This window comes from Microbulbifer sediminum (assembly GCF_021729035.1).
GTDB lineage: Bacteria > Pseudomonadota > Gammaproteobacteria > Pseudomonadales > Cellvibrionaceae > Microbulbifer > Microbulbifer sediminum.
In genome coordinates this window covers 339,599-354,408 of the sequence record NZ_JAJSAP010000005.1, presented here as the reverse complement: position 1 = coordinate 354,408, position 14,810 = coordinate 339,599, and the positions used below count along the sequence as shown (strand labels likewise).

Sequence of the window (14,810 nt, the reverse complement as noted above, 5' to 3'; positions counted from 1 at the left end):
GGCCCGGTCGCGGTTGCGGGAAATTGTAGCAGTGCGAGCCTGGTTCGCCGTGAGGTACCCGTGGCGATGCCGTCGGGCCTGGATTCCAGTGACACCGCCTGGTACCAGCTGGTGCCGGGTGGCTCAAGCGAGAGAAAACAATGAATAACGAAGCGAATTTCACAACTGGCCTTGCGGTTGCCACCCGTATTCTGCTGGCGTGGTTTTGCCTGCTTCAGGCTGGCGGTGCCGGCGCCGCCTGTCGCGACAGCGTGGTGTTGGTGCACGGCAATACCGGGGCACCTGGCGACTGGGACAATACTTACAATGAATTACTGGCGCAGGGTTACGATGCGGGGCAGATCCATCGTCCGGACTGGGGCTCCAAGACCTGTGCCGCCTGCAATAACCACAGCGGATCGGAGGAGACGCCGGTCCGTAATGCTATCGAGGCGGCAATCGCCGGTTCCTGCAGCGGAAAGATTGACGTGATTGGCCACTCAATGGGAGTGACACTGGCGGCGCAGCAGATAATCAAGCTTGGCAGACAGGGGCAGGTGGATACTTTTGTCGGTGTCGCCGGCGCCTACCGGGGCCTGTGGACTTGCGGTACCTACCCCTTCAATGTTTACAACAGTACTTGTGGCACCTACGGCCTGTCGGTATCGAGCCCGTTCCTGGACTGGCTCTATGGCAGGAACATTGCGGCGCGGGTGTACAGCATCAAAAGCTGGTCTGACCAGATTGTCTGTGCCACCGGTGTGTGCACGGTTGGCGGTATTCACTCCAGCCGTATCGCCGGTGAGCGGGCCACTTACAGTTACCCCTATGGGCACTTCGGGCTGCAGGAATACACCTACGATCGACAGGTGTCACTGATCCACTAGGAGGCGGGAGCGCCGGATCCCCCGGGGGGATCCGGCGCTTGGCGAGCTTTACCTCACTGGATAATTCCACAGGCAACGCGGGCACCACCGCCCCCAAGGGGTTTCGGCTGGTCCGAATAATTGTCACCACCGACGTGGATCATCAGTGCGCGGCCCTTCAGGTCCGAGAGTTTCAGCCGCGGTGCCAGCACCGGGCTGGTGGCCTTGCCGTTGCCGTCCACATAGAGTGCCGGCAGGTCACCCAGGTGGCCCGTGCCCCAGGGGAAGCTGTGCCGATCGGTCTTCTTCGGGTCAAAGTGGCCGCCGGCGGACAGTGCGGGCACAACCTTGCCGTTTTTCTCGGCCGGCTCGCAGCTGGGATTCTGGTGCACATGGAAGCCGTGCAGGGTGCCGGGCGAAGGCAGCCCCTCCAGCATCGGGGTGAAAACAACACCGTATTTGGACTGGGTAGCCACCACCTTGCCCACGGGCTTGCCGACGCCATCCTTGCTGACGGCGTGCATTTCGATCACTACGTCTGCGTGCGCGAACGCTGCCAGCGATAATGCGGCGGCGCCCAACAGGGAACGACAGCTCAGATTCATGTTTGGCTCCTGTGTATGTTCCAGTGTTCCCGGTACGGCGGTTCCGGCAGTGCCTGGATTGCCGCAGCGGGGGTTGGCGTGAAATTCAATGCCAAAGGCCTGTCACCAGAGTCTAGAACCGTTTCGGTAGAACTGCCCGGTCGGATCACACCATCGGGGCCAGGAGGGCGCTGGAATAGGTGCCGGGCCGTGTGGCGGTGGCCCGGCGAGTGTGGGGGGTTACTGCCAGTCGAGGATAACCTTCCCGGACTTGCCGGAGGCCATGGTGTCAAAACCCTGCTGGAACTGGTCCACCGGAAACTGGTGGGTAATGACCGGGGTCAGGTCCAGGCCGGACTGGATCAGGCTGGCCATCTTGTACCAGGTCTCGAACATCTCGCGGCCGTAGATGCCCTTGAGGATCAGTCCCTTGAAGATCACCTGGCTCCAGTCGATGGCCATCTCACCCGGTGGGATGCCGAGCATGGCGACCTTGCCGCCGTGGTTCATGGCCTCAAGCATATCGCGGAAGGCCACCGCCACGCCGGACATCTCCAGGCCCACATCGAAGCCCTCGCTCATGCCCAGCTCGTTCATTACATCAGAGAGTTTTTCCCGGCTGACGTTGACGGTGCGGGTCGCGCCCATCCTGGCCGCGAGCTCCAGGCGATAGTCATTGATATCGGTGATGACCACGTGGCGCGCGCCCACGTGGCGGGCCACTGCCGCCGCCATGATACCGATGGGGCCGGCACCGGTGATCAGCACGTCCTCGCCCACCAGGTCGAACGACAGGGCGGTATGCACCGCATTGCCGAACGGGTCGAAGATGGAGGCCAGTTCGTCGGAAATATTATCGGGGATCTTGAAGGCGTTCAGGGCGGGGATCACCAGGTACTCGGCAAAGGCCCCCTGACGGTCCACGCCAACTCCGTAGGTATTGCGGCACAGGTGGCGACGGCCAGCGCGACAGTTGCGGCAATGGCCGCAGGTGATGTGTCCCTCACCAGAGACGCGGTCGCCGACTTCAAAGCCGGCGACCTCCTGGCCCATGCCGACGACTTCCCCCACGTACTCGTGCCCCACCACCATGGGGACGGGGATGGTCTTCTGGGACCACTCATCCCAGCTGTAGATATGCATATCGGTGCCACAAATGGCGGTTTTGCGAATCTTGATCAGCAGGTCGTTGTGGCCGGGCTCCGGGACTTCCTCTTCGGTGAGCCAGATGCCCGGTTCGGATTTCAGTTTGGAGAGTGCTTTCATAGTTCGGTGCCAGAATATGCATGGATCGCCGCCACCGGCCGCTCCAGTACCCGGTACAGCCATTCAGCTCACCGCTGGAGCGGCCGGTGGCCGCGATCGGAAACAGAATTAAATAATATTGAGCTCGCGGCCCACTTCCACGAATGCGTCGATACAGCGATCGAGTTGTTCGCGGGTATGCGCGGCAGACATCTGGGTACGGATACGCGCTTGCCCTTTGGGCACCACCGGGTAAAAGAACCCAATGACGTAAATGCCGCGTTCCAGCATCTTGTCCGCCATCTGCTGGGCCAGGGCGGCGTCACCGATCATGACGGGGATGATCGGATGGTCTGCGCCAGCCAGGGTAAAGCCGGCCTCGGTCATACGCTTACGGAAGTAGGTGGAGTTCTCGTGCAGCTTTTCCCGCAGCTCGCCGCCCTCCATCAACATGTCCAGCACTTTCAACGAGGCAGTGACAATGGAAGGTGCTACCGAATTGGAGAACAGGTAGGGGCGCGACCGCTGGCGCAACAAGTCGATGATTTCCCGGCGCCCGGACGTGAAACCGCCGGAAGCACCACCAAGGGCCTTGCCCAGGGTGCCGGTGATGATGTCCACCCGGTCGATCACGTCGCAGTACTCATGGGTGCCGCGCCCGTGCTCGCCGAGGAAGCCCACCGCATGGGAGTCATCCACCATCACCAGGGCGTTGTACTTGTCCGCCAGGTCGCAGAGGGCCTTGAGGTCGGCGATGACGCCGTCCATGGAGAAGACCCCATCGGTGGCGATCAGCTTGGTGCGCGCACCGGCCGCGTCCGCCTCCTTCAGCTTTGACTCCAGGTCCGCCATGTCGTTGTTGGCATAGCGGTAGCGCATGGCCTTGCACAGGCGTACACCGTCAATGATAGAGGCGTGGTTCAGGGCGTCGGAAATAATCGCGTCTTCCGGTCCCAGCAGGGTCTCGAACAGGCCCCCATTGGCGTCGAAACAGGAAGTGTAGAGGATGGTGTCCTCGGTGCGCAGGAACTCAGACAACCGGGATTCCAGGGCTTTGTGAATATCCTGGGTGCCGCAGATAAAGCGCACCGAAGCCACGCCGAAGCCGTACTGGTCCAGCCCCTCCTTCGCCGCGGCGATCAGGTCCGGGTGATTGGCGAGCCCCAGGTAGTTGTTGGCACAGAAGTTGAGTACCTCGGCCTCGTTATTGACCTGGATCTGTGCGGCCTGCTGCGAGGTGATGATGCGTTCGCGCTTGTACAGCCCGTCCGCCTCGATCTGCTTGAGCTCGTCGCGCAGGTGCTGGAAGAATTGCTCTGGCTTGGACATGGTCTTCTTTTTAGCTCCTCAAACTGGCGCTTTTGGCGCTTAGTCTAGCTGTTAACCGGCCAGTTCGCAGGCCTTGTGGGCCGTAACGGGATCCTGGCTGGCGCGGCAATGGGTGGCGAATTGTAGTGCCTCTTCCGCGGTGTCGAACAGTAGTTGCCACAGCAGCTGCTGGTCGGCCCGTCGCAGGGCGCGTACGGCAGTGCGGTTGCGCTGGCTGGCAATCTCAATTTCGATGACTTCTGTGCTGTTAAGCGATGATTCGGACATGGTCCCTCCATTAAAAACTGGAGGGCTGACGAGGAAGCGGCGAAATCGGGTTCGCGTCTCCGGTTGGATTGCTCCTAAGAGCCCCATCTCTCCCGCATATTGATTGCCACAAGTGACAGATAATGTGCGGTGAGAAAACCACCTTGCCCCGGTCGGCAGGTTGGCGTTGGCGTCAGCCACTCTCTTGATGTCGGGAGCAAAGATAGCGGGGTGCGAATAGGCAGTCAACCGCGCCACCGGGAGGTGGCGCGGCACAGAATTTTATGCGGGCAGTTGCACGGATTTCAGTTCGATAAACTCGTCCAGCCCGGCGTCGCCGAATTCACGCCCGTTACCGGAGCGCTTGTAGCCGCCAAAGGGGGCATCGTAGTTGAACTCGCCCCCGTTCACGAAGCACAGGCCCGCCTCGATCCGGCGGACCACCGGCAGCGCGCTTTCCGGGTCTTTGGCCCAGACGCCGCTGGACAGGCCGTACTCGGAATCGTTGGCAATGGCGATAGCCTCGTCCATATCCCGGTAGGGGATCAGGCAGGTTACCGGGCCGAAGATTTCCTCGCGGGCGATGGCCATATCATTGGTGACATCCGCGAACACGGTGGGCTTGACGTAGAACCCACGGTCAACCCCTTCCGGCTGCTCGGCTCCACCGGTCACCAGGCGCGCGCCCTCGGCGATACCTTTCTCGATATAGCTGCGAACGATGTCCCGCTGGCGCGCGGAAGACAGGGGCCCCATGAAGTTGTCCGGGCCGGTGCCAAGGGTGATTTCCTCAGCCACGCGCCGGGCGATCTCCACCGCCTCCTCGTAGCGGTCCGCAGGCACCAGCATGCGGGTCAGGGCGGTGCAGGTCTGGCCGGTGTTGATAAACACATCCTCGCAGCCCCAGCGTACCGCAGTTTCCAGGTCGGCATCGGGCGTGATGATCAGTGGGCTCTTGCCGCCCAGCTCCTGGGTTACACGCTTGACCGTGGGGGCCGCCGCCCGGGCCACCTCGATGCCGGCTCGGGTGGAGCCGGTGAACGACACCATATCGATGTGCGGGTGCGCCGACAGTGCCGCGCCTACTACCGGCCCTGCGCCCGGCAACAGGTTGAACACCCCGGCAGGCAGTTTCACGGAGTCAATGATTTCCGCCATTACATAGTCCTGCAGCGGGGTCATCTCTGAGGGCTTGGTGATCATGGTGCAACCGGCGGCGAGTGCCGGCGCCACCTTGCCCACGAACTGGTGCAGGGGATAGTTCCAGGGAGTGATAAAACCACAGACTCCCACCGGCTCGCGCAGCACCAGCGAATGTGCCGCTTTCTCGGTTTTTTCCATCAGCGCGGTGCGTTCGGCGTAGTAGCGCATGGAGTAAATCGGGCCCTCTACATGCAGCCACTCACTGATATGGGGCGGGCAACCCAGCGCCTGGGATACGGCCTGGACCAGGTCGTCCTTGCGCGCCTCCATGGCATCGGCGATGGCATTGAGGTAATCGCGACGCTCGGCAGCGCTGCTGTAGCGCCAGCTCTTGAAAGCCTCGCGGGCGGCCGCCACAGCGATATCCACATCCTCGGCGGTGCCCTGGACCACCTTGCAGATCTCCTCCTCGGTGGCAGGGTTGATCACCGGGTGCAGGTCACCGCCGCGGGAAGCCTGCCACTGGCCGTTGATATATAGTTTGTCCATTTGCATCTTGCTGAAGTCGATCATGGTTGAATTACTCTGCAATCGCTTGTCCGCAGTATTTGCGTGTTCGCTTGAATAACCGCCCTCAGGGCGCGGTGATTTCGATCAGGGTCGGTGTGTTGCGCTGTAACGCCTGCGCCACCGCCTCGCCCAGTTGTTGCGGCTGCTCAATCCGGCAGCCTTCGGCACCGAAAGATTTTGCCAACGCAACGAAATCCGGGGTGACCAGGTTGACGCCTTCCTGGGGCACCCTGGCCTCATCCATAAAGTCACGGATCTCACCGTAACCGGAATTGTTCCAGACCAGGATCGGCAGCGGCAACCGCTGTTCCACCGCCACCGCGAGTTCGCCCAGGGTAAACATCAGGCCGCCGTCGCCGATCAGCGCCACCACATCGCGTTCCCCGGCGAGGCGGGCACCCACGGCCGCAGGCAGGGCAAAGCCCAGTGTGCCGTAGCCGGTGGTGCATGTGATGTGGCTGCGGGCACTGTAGAGCGGCAGCGCGTGGTTGGTGTTGTAGGCCAGCTGGGTGGAGTCGGTGACCAGTATCCCGTCTTCCGGCAGGGCTGCACGCAGCGCCTCGACCCAGGGGAAGCGGTCTTCAGAGCCCGGCCACCACTCCTGGCGGCAGGCGGCCACCAGTTCCGCGACCTCTTGTTCTGCACTGGCACGATGAGCTGCTTCACCTTCCGGCAGTTGTCCGGACAGCTGCGTGAGGGTGGCATCGGCATCGGCGCAGATGGCCAGGTCCGGGGCGGCATTGCACACCAGCTGGGCGGGATCGATATCCACGCGAATCAGCCGGCCCTTGAATGCATAGTTGTCCCGTACCAGGTTGCGATCGGTTTCCGCCAGCTCGGTGCCCACGGCCAGTACCACATCGGCACTCTCCACCCGCGCCCGCACACAGTCGAAGCTCAGGTTGGCGCCGCCGCAAAGTGGGTGGCGTTCATCGACGATGCCCTTGGCGGCCAGGGAAAGGAATACCGGTGCCGCCAGCTGTTCTGCCAGCCGGGTGGCGCTGTCGGTACATGCCTGGGCGCCGCCGCCCAGCAGGATCGCCGGGCGTTCCGCCCGGGCCAGCCAGTCTGTGGCTGTTGCCAGGGCGCCGGGGCCCGGCGCGGGCAGTGCGGCTGGCGGACATGCGCGGTAATCATCCAGGTTGCCGGGCATGGGTGCCGGGAACAGGTCGATGGGGATTTCAATATGTACCGGTCCGGGGCGGCTCGAGGTCAGCACCTGAAATGCCCGGGCCATCACCTCTGGCAGTTGCCCGGCGTCGGTAAGGGAGTGTTGCCAGATACAGTAGCCACGGCTCACGTCGCTCTGCCGCGGCAGTTCGTGGAGCCGCCCGCGCCCCATGCCCAGGTCCTCGCGCCGGTTGACAGCGGAGATGACCAGCATGGGAATGGAGTCGGAATAGGCCTGGGCCATGGCGGTGGCCGCATTGGTGAGGCCGGGCCCGGTGATCAGGAAGCAGACGCCCGGCCTGCCGCTGGCCCGGGCATAGCCATCCGCCATAAAAGCGGCGCCCTGCTCGTGGCGCGGGGTCACATGTTGCAGGTCGCTGCCCGGCAGGCCCCGGTACAACTCGATGGTGTGGACGCCGGGAATGCCGAAGACTTTTTCTACCTGGTATTGACGCAGCAGGCGCATCAGCACCTGGGCACAGGTTGGCGCGGAGGACATATCTGCTCGTTCCTTTTTGTGATTGGTATGAAGTGGCAAGCAGCCTAGCGGGCACCACAGGGGGGCGCAAGCGCCCGCAGAGTCTGCACAAAGCGCGGAAAAATCGCCGGATAATTGTGCTTTGCGCCCCGGCCCGAGAAGGAAAATCGCGCAATCGGGGACAACCGGGAAAAGGCGGCGCAGACGTTATAGACTAGCGGAATGGTGAACCGTACAGGAAAAGGAAAAATACTGGATGGAAATTGATCAGTGGCGTCGTGAGTATGTCAGTGGCGGCCTGAGCCGTGAAGACCTTCTGGAGACACCGGTGGAGCAGTTCGATAAGTGGCTGCAGGAACTTACCCCGGCAGGCCTCAAGGACCCGAGCTCGATGAGCCTCGCGACAGTGGACGCCAGTGGCCGGCCCTCCCAGCGCATTGTGTTGCTGAAGGGTTACGGGGAGCAGGGCTTTACCTTCTTCACCAACCTGCAGAGTCAAAAAGCCAGGGACATTGCCGCCAACCCGCAGGTGTGCCTGCTTTTCCCCTGGCACGCGCTGGATCGCCAGGTGATCGTCTACGGTCGCGCCGAGGAACTCGGCCGCGCGGAGGCGGAGACCTATTTCCACTCCCGCCCACGGGATAGCCAGCTGGCCGCCTGGGCCTCCCACCAGAGCGAGCCGGTAGCGTCCCGTGACAAGCTGGAGAGTGCGTTCCTGGAAGCCCGGAAGCGCTACCCGGATGAGGTGCCGTTACCGGATTACTGGGGCGGTTACCGGGTAGTGCCGGATACCGTGGAATTCTGGCAGGGGCGGGCCAGTCGCCTGCATGATCGCTTCGTCTATCGCCTGCAGGCCGATGGCAGCTGGCAGGTGGAGCGCTTGTCGCCGTGACTGGCACCCGCGCTACAGATCCGGACGCGCTGCGCAGGGACTGGGCGCGGCGCGGTTATTCCTTCGGGCTCTGGACCGATCCCCCCGGCCAGCGCTGGGACGACTTTGTCCATGACGTGGACGAATTATTGCTGTTGGCCGAGGGGAAACTGGAAGTGGAAATGGGGGGCCGCACCTGGCGGCCCGCTATCGGGGAGGAAATTCATATTCCCGCCGGCACCAGCCACTCGGTGCGCAATATCGGCGATACGACGGCGAAGTGGTTTTACGGTTACCGGGGCCCCTGACTCTGGCCGGGGCTGTGTATGTGCCGCCCCGGTTTTCATTCCATTGCCTTCAGGCTGCATCTCATCACTTCGGTAGCCTGCGGTGACGCGATAATATACGCTTTAACTCTCCCCATGCCCGGCCCCGGAAAGCAGCTGCGCGGCACATGCCTGGCTTGTTAAATGGTGGGCTGGTTAAAACGGAATAATAAAAACGGGATTTTTGACCTATGGCGGTAATCGGTATTGACCTGGGCACGACCAACAGTGCCTGTGGTGTCCTGACGGATGACGGAGTGACCCTGATTCCCAACCGGCTGGGGGAGTTGTTGACGCCCTCCGTGGTCGGCCTTGATGAGTCCGGTGAACTGGTGGTGGGGAGGACAGCGAGAGAGCGGCTGATCAACCACAGTGACAGGACCGTGGCCGCCTTCAAGCGATTGATGGGCACAGACCACAGGATCAAGCTGGGCCGGCAGCTGTTCAATGCCACTGAACTCTCCGCGGTGGTGTTGCGGTCGCTCAAGGAGGACGCCGAGGCCTATCTCGGCGAGCCTGTCAGCGAGGCGGTCATCAGCGTGCCTGCCTATTTCAACGATAACCAGCGCCATGCCACCAAGCAGGCCGGAGAACTTGCCGGCCTGCGTGTAGAGCGGCTGATCAACGAGCCCACCGCGGCTGCCATCGCCTACGGGCTGCACGACCGGAGGGAGGGTAACTTCCTGATCCTCGACATGGGCGGGGGAACCTTCGATGTATCCATCCTCGAATTCTTTGACGGCATTATGGAAGTCCACGCCAGTGCCGGTGACAACTTCCTCGGCGGCGAGGACTTTGTCGAGGCGATGATCGAGGGCGTGCTCACCGAGCAGGGTATGGGCCGGGAGGCTTTGTCGGCCCGGCAGTTGCAGAACCTGTATATGCAGATGGAAACCTCCAAGCGGCGTATCAGCCAGAAGCCGGAGCAGATTCTGGAGCTCGAACTGGGCAAGCAGAAACTTGAATGGGTGGTAACCGCCGACTGGTTTGAAAAACTGAGCGCACCACTGCTCCTGCGCTCCAAGCGCCCGATTGAGCGCGCCCTGCGGGATGCCGAGCTGCCACCGCAGAAAATTGACGAAGTGGTGCTGGTCGGTGGTTCCACCCGGCTGGCCCAGTTTCGCTCCCTGGTGGGCCGGATGTTCGGTCGCTTGCCCTCCTGCCACCTGGACCCGGATACGGTCGTGGCGATGGGCGCGGCAATACAGGCCGGGCTCAAGTCCCGCAGCGCAGCCCTGGAGGATATCGTGCTTACCGATGTCTGCCCTTACACATTGGGTACCGGGGTGCTGAACGAGGACAGCCCGGACCAGGGCGATTATTTCATGCCGATCATCGACCGTAACACGGTGGTGCCCACCAGTGTGGTGCGCCGGGTGTGGACGGCGCACGATAACCAGGCCCAGGTGAACGTGAGGGTTTACCAGGGAGAGAACCGCCTGGTGAACAAGAACGTCTACCTGGGGGAAATGCAGATCCCGGTACCGAAGGGTGCCAAGGGCGAGGAGTCCGTGGATATCCGCTACAGCTATGATATGAACGGACTGCTTGAAGTGGATATTACCGTGACCTCCACCGGTAGGACCCACCACAAGTTGATCGAGTTCGCCCCGGGTGCCCTGTCCGATGAGGAGATCCAGCGCTCCCGGGAAAAACTGGCCAAATTGAAGTTCCATCCCCGTGAAGAGGAAGAGAACCGGGCGCTGATTGCACGTGGCGAGCGCCTGTATGAATCCAGCCTCGGTGACAAGCGGGAATACCTTGCGCGGATGCTGGGCGAGTTTGACCGGGTGCTGGACTCCCAGAACCCGGCGGAAATCCGCAAGGCGCAGCTGCACTTGCGGGAAGTGCTGGATCGCCTCGATGGCGAGGACTGGATCTGATGAATCCCTGGCAGGTCCTGGATATAGCGCCCAGTGGTGATCCCCGTGCGATCAAACGCGCCTATGCAAAAAAACTCAAGCAGACCCGCCCGGACGAAAAGCCGGAGGAGTTCCAGCAGCTGCACGCAGCCTACAAGCAGGCACTGGGCCTTGCCGCTCAAAAAACGGATGCGACCGCCGGGGAAATTCATGGTGGAACGGCGCCACTGGCTGCACCGGGACAGGAAGCCGGCAGCGATACGGGCGTAACATCCCGGGGGGCGTCCCTGCCTGAAACACCGATAATGCCCGACACGGCCGTCACCGAACCGGGGCAAGGGGCGGCGCCAGCGCACCAATCCCCAACGGGACCGACATCGGAGCCCGATCAGCCCGATGCTCCTGGGTCCGCCGATACGGGAGATGCAGAACTGCAGCGCAATGCCCGCATCGATGAATATCACCGCGTGCTCGCACGGGTAGATTCAACGCTCGAGCATCGCCAGCGGGTCAACGACCAGGCAAGCTGGCAGTTCCTGGCAGAAAGCCCGTTTATCCTGGAAGAGGAATACAACTGGAACCTGGGCCTGGGGGTTTTCCAGCGAGTCGCACAGTATTCTGCTGCCGTGGCCAGTGCGGCCCAGAGGTACACGGACAGGCCTGGTATAGACATCAGGCTGTTACAGTACTTCGATTCCCTGTTCGCCTGGTCAGAGGACCCCGCATATCTCAGTGAGCACTTTGATGCCGTACTGGTGGATGCCGTTCTACCACGCCTCGACGAGTATGCCGCAAGGGCCGGTGATCCACAGCGGGGACTGCGAGGTGGCCGCAAGCTGGTACTGGAGCGGGCAACCCCGGAAGAGGAGCGTTTCCCCGAATACTATTTTGGCAGTTTTCTTGCCCGTGCCTTTGCCGTGTTGCTGGATGTATTTCTGGTCTACGTCGCACTCGGGGTAATTACCTCAGCGGTCCTGATTAAGCACGGTGCCAGCGAGGGGGATGCGAGTAGTACTGCGCTGATGGTCTCGGTCGGTGGGTACCTGTTACTGGCATGGCTGGCGGAAAGCTCGCGTTGGCAGGCCACTCCGGGAAAATACCTGCTTGGTTACCGTGTCACCAACCGCCAATTCCGGCGTATGGGTTACGCCCATGGGCTGTGGCGGATCGTGAGTTTTACCCTGACACTACCGCTCTACTGGCTGGCCTGGCTGGTGAACTGCTTCCTGAACGGCAACCTCCTGCACGACCGCCTCAGTCGCAGCTATGTGATCAACTGGCGCAAGAGCCGCGAGGAGGCTGGTGGCTAAGCAGGCCCCCCCCCGGCCCGGGATTGACGCAGGGCCGGGTTTCCCGCAGATAGCTGCTCCGGTGCGGATTGTTGTCCTGTTAGCGTATTGACCAGGTAGTCTGGTGGCCGATCCGACAGCTATCTCCGGTGCACTAAAAACGCCCAAAATTTTGATCACTATAGCTCCGGGAAATAGGCGTTATTCACTCTCTTGATGCGCGTCTGACAAGGGCGCGGGCGGGCAAGCTCCCATTCCATGCAGACAGGACTTATTGCGGTAACAGGCCGTGATTTCTGGACAAAACTGCTTTCTCATCCCAATGACTGGTTGTAAGCTTTTGGCATCGCATGTTGTTGTCCTGGCATGTGGTGAAAAATACGCGGTCACTGGTCGAGCCTTCCAATAATAACAACAGGGAAGGCATGCAGTACGATCGCAGTGCATCCGTTGTGGCGATAAAAATAAGTAGTAATGCAATGGAGAGAGAAAATGGGACGTCAGTTCAATTCAAGGAGTGTATCCACGCTCGTATCCACGTGCTCGGTAGCAACCCTGTGGTTTGCGAGTGGCATGTCCGCCCACGCTGCAGAGGGTGCAGTGGGCACCATTATGGAAGAGGTACAGGTTACTGCCCGCAAGCGCGCTGAGGCCGAACGCCTGCAGGAAGTGCCGGTAGCGGCCACCGCCTACTCCGGAGACCAGCTCGAGGCCCTGCAGACCAAAGACCTGCAGGACCTGTCCTTCAAGATGCCGAACGTGCAACTGGACGATGTCGGCACCGTCAAAAACACGGCCAACTTCACTGTGCGCGGCCTGGGCGTCAACAGCTCCATCCCTTCCATTGACCCGACCGTGGGCGTGTTCGTCGATGGTATGTACATGGGGGTGAACGCCGGTGTCGTCACCGACATGTTCGACCTGGAAGGCATCGAGGTGCTGCGTGGGCCGCAGGGCCTGCTGTTCGGCCGTAACGTGACCGGTGGCGCGGTGGTGATCCGTACCGCGCGTCCCACGGAGGAGTTCAGCAGCAAGTTCAAGCTGTCCACGACGGACAACCTGGATACGATTGCTGCAGCAAGTGTAAACGGCGCAATTTCCGAGACAGTCAACGGCCGCTTCACTGCCTACTACAACAATGACCAGGGCTGGTTCGAGAATGTCTACACCGGCAATGACAGTGCTGGCGCCTCGGACAGCTGGTTTATCCGGCCGAGTTTCAGCGTGGACATTTCGGAAACTGCCGAGCTGCTGGTGCGTATGGAGCACGGCCGCATGGACTCTGACGGTGTGGTGGCGCAAAACCGCGGAGCTTTCGCAGCCAATTTCCCGCTTTACCCGCTGTTTGGGGTCGACGTCTCTGGCTGGGACAACAGTGACGATTCCTTCGAGGTCGCGCAGAACGAGGAGGGCTTCCAGGAGGATGAGTGGAGCCACGTGATCACCGAGTACAATCAGGACGTGGCGTTCGGTAACGGCACCATCACCAATATACTCGCCTGGCGGGAATATGACGCCGTCGGTACCGGCGACATCGATTCCCTGCCCATTACCGCTTTCCACGCCAATACCCGTGTCGACCAGAGCCAGCTGAGTAATGAGCTGCGCTATGCCGGTCGCTTCGGGGCTACCTCGCTTACCACCGGCCTGTACTGGTTTAGCCAGGACCTGGAATACTATGAAAACCGCCTGCTGCCGCTTTCCGGCCCGCCGGGTTCCGGCGGCTTCGACTGGACCGGTGGCGGTATCCAGGATCATGAGGCCGTGGGCGTTTTTGCCCAGGCAGATATCGACCTGAATGAGTCCTGGATCCTGACCCTTGGCGGGCGCTACTCGACCGAGGACAAAGAGGCGAAGATTGCCACCATTCCCGTTGACCTTTGCACCCTGGATGACTGCATGGCCTACGATTTCGAGGATGCGGAGAGCTGGGATGCGTTTACCCCGAAAGTGGGCCTGCAGTGGAACCTGGCTGACAATGCCCAGATTTATAGTTTCTGGACCAAGGGTTTCCGCAGCGGTGGTTACAATATGCGTAACACCGGGCCGGGTGAACTGCCCGGTCCGACTGACCAGGAAGAGCAGACCAGTTTTGAGATCGGCGGCAAGGCCGAGTGGTTTGACGGTCGCTTGCGTACCAATATGGCGCTGTTCCACAACACCATTGATGAAATGCAGCGGGAGGAAAACCTGAGCAACCCAGTGGTCGGTGTGATACAGATCATTCGCAATACTGCCGATGCCACGATTCGTGGCGCCGAGCTGGAGGCGATGGCCGCAGCGTCCGACACGCTGTTGTTCACTTTTAATGTGGGCTACGTGGATGGGGATTACGACAGTGTTCGCGGCGACATCAGCGGTGACGGCCTGGTGAACGACGTGGACCTGGGCCTGGATATCCCGCGCCTGGCCCCGTGGACCTATGGCATCGGCCTGGTCCATGACCTGGACCTGGGGGCCGCCGGTACCCTGACCTCGCGGGTCAACTTCAACCATCGCGACGAAGCGCCCTATACCGACAATAACCTCGGTATGCTGTCCGCCGCGGATATGCTGGATTTCAGCCTCGGCTATAGTCCTGATGCCGGTAATTATCGTCTCGCTTTCTTTGGCAAAAACATGCTGGATGAAGTGACGGAGGGTAACAATACGCAGCTACCGTTGAATCTGGGCGGGCCGGGCGCCAGCTTTACCCCCCTGAACAAGGGGCGCATTATGGGCGTGGAACTGACCTTTGACCTGTAACTTCACCCATCCCTCCCGGATGGCATAGACTGAAAGCCCGGCATTGCCGGGCTTTTTTGTCGGTGCGAACTGGTTATTGGCCGTTGTACCGGAATGTTTTGTACAAG

Annotated in this window: 12 protein-coding genes and 1 riboswitch; of the genes, 6 read left to right on the top strand and 6 right to left on the bottom strand. The window is 61.3% G+C overall.

Translation table 11 applies throughout. From position 1 onward, the window contains the following. Positions 1–140: 140 nt before the first annotated feature. On the top strand, positions 141–866 hold the full coding sequence (locus tag LVD11_RS10925; RefSeq protein WP_237058922.1) for an esterase/lipase family protein: 726 nt from the start codon (positions 141–143) through the stop codon (positions 864–866). A gap of 53 nt (positions 867–919) precedes the next feature. On the opposite strand, the gene sodC is transcribed toward LVD11_RS10925, so the two are convergent. From sodC to LVD11_RS10895, 6 genes are all read right to left on the bottom strand, one after another. Continuing rightward, positions 920–1,450, bottom strand: a complete 531-nt coding sequence (gene sodC, locus LVD11_RS10920; protein ID WP_237058921.1) for a superoxide dismutase [Cu-Zn] SodC — start codon at positions 1,448–1,450, stop codon at positions 920–922. Positions 1,451–1,669: 219 nt separating this feature from the next. Continuing rightward, positions 1,670–2,695 carry an L-threonine 3-dehydrogenase gene (gene tdh, locus LVD11_RS10915; RefSeq protein WP_237058920.1) on the bottom strand — a complete coding sequence of 342 codons (1,026 nt, stop codon included), beginning with the start codon at positions 2,693–2,695 and terminating at the stop codon, positions 1,670–1,672. Positions 2,696–2,803: 108 nt separating this feature from the next. Further along, a complete protein-coding gene (locus LVD11_RS10910) occupies positions 2,804–4,003 on the bottom strand; it encodes a glycine C-acetyltransferase (protein WP_237058919.1) in 1,200 nt (399 codons plus the stop codon). A gap of 51 nt (positions 4,004–4,054) precedes the next feature. Next, entirely contained in the window at positions 4,055–4,270 is a 216-nt protein-coding gene (locus LVD11_RS10905; protein ID WP_237058918.1) for a hypothetical protein, read from the bottom strand. A gap of 54 nt (positions 4,271–4,324) precedes the next feature. Continuing rightward, a riboswitch (SAM-I-IV-variant riboswitch) is annotated at positions 4,325–4,466 on the bottom strand. Between the two features lie 65 nt (positions 4,467–4,531). Beyond that, positions 4,532–5,983, bottom strand: coding sequence for an aldehyde dehydrogenase family protein (locus LVD11_RS10900; RefSeq protein ID WP_369413315.1), 1,452 nt, complete (start codon positions 5,981–5,983; stop codon positions 4,532–4,534). Between the two features lie 43 nt (positions 5,984–6,026). After that, the gene (locus LVD11_RS10895; RefSeq protein WP_237058917.1) at positions 6,027–7,631 is read right to left on the bottom strand and encodes a 5-guanidino-2-oxopentanoate decarboxylase; all 1,605 of its coding nucleotides are present in this window, start codon (positions 7,629–7,631) and stop codon (positions 6,027–6,029) included. 235 nt (positions 7,632–7,866) lie between these two features. On the opposite strand from LVD11_RS10895, the gene pdxH reads away from it, so the two are divergent. The 5 genes from pdxH (at position 7,867) to LVD11_RS10870 (ending at position 14,703) form a co-directional block, all read left to right on the top strand. Beyond that, the gene (gene pdxH / locus LVD11_RS10890) at positions 7,867–8,502 is read left to right on the top strand and encodes a pyridoxamine 5'-phosphate oxidase (RefSeq protein WP_237058915.1); all 636 of its coding nucleotides are present in this window, start codon (positions 7,867–7,869) and stop codon (positions 8,500–8,502) included. Then, the gene (locus tag LVD11_RS10885; RefSeq protein ID WP_237058913.1) at positions 8,499–8,789 is read left to right on the top strand and encodes a cupin domain-containing protein; all 291 of its coding nucleotides are present in this window, start codon (positions 8,499–8,501) and stop codon (positions 8,787–8,789) included. Before pdxH ends, LVD11_RS10885 begins: the two co-directional genes overlap by 4 nt. Before the next feature lie 209 nt (positions 8,790–8,998). After that, positions 8,999–10,690: a molecular chaperone HscC gene (locus LVD11_RS10880; RefSeq protein ID WP_237058911.1), complete on the top strand. Its 1,692-nt coding sequence runs from the start codon at positions 8,999–9,001 to the stop codon at positions 10,688–10,690. Then, positions 10,690–11,979: an RDD family protein gene (locus LVD11_RS10875; RefSeq protein WP_237058909.1), complete on the top strand. Its 1,290-nt coding sequence runs from the start codon at positions 10,690–10,692 to the stop codon at positions 11,977–11,979. Before LVD11_RS10880 ends, LVD11_RS10875 begins: the two co-directional genes overlap by 1 nt. A gap of 471 nt (positions 11,980–12,450) precedes the next feature. Next, positions 12,451–14,703, top strand: a complete 2,253-nt coding sequence (locus LVD11_RS10870; RefSeq protein ID WP_237058907.1) for a TonB-dependent receptor — start codon at positions 12,451–12,453, stop codon at positions 14,701–14,703. Positions 14,704–14,810 lie beyond the last annotated feature (107 nt).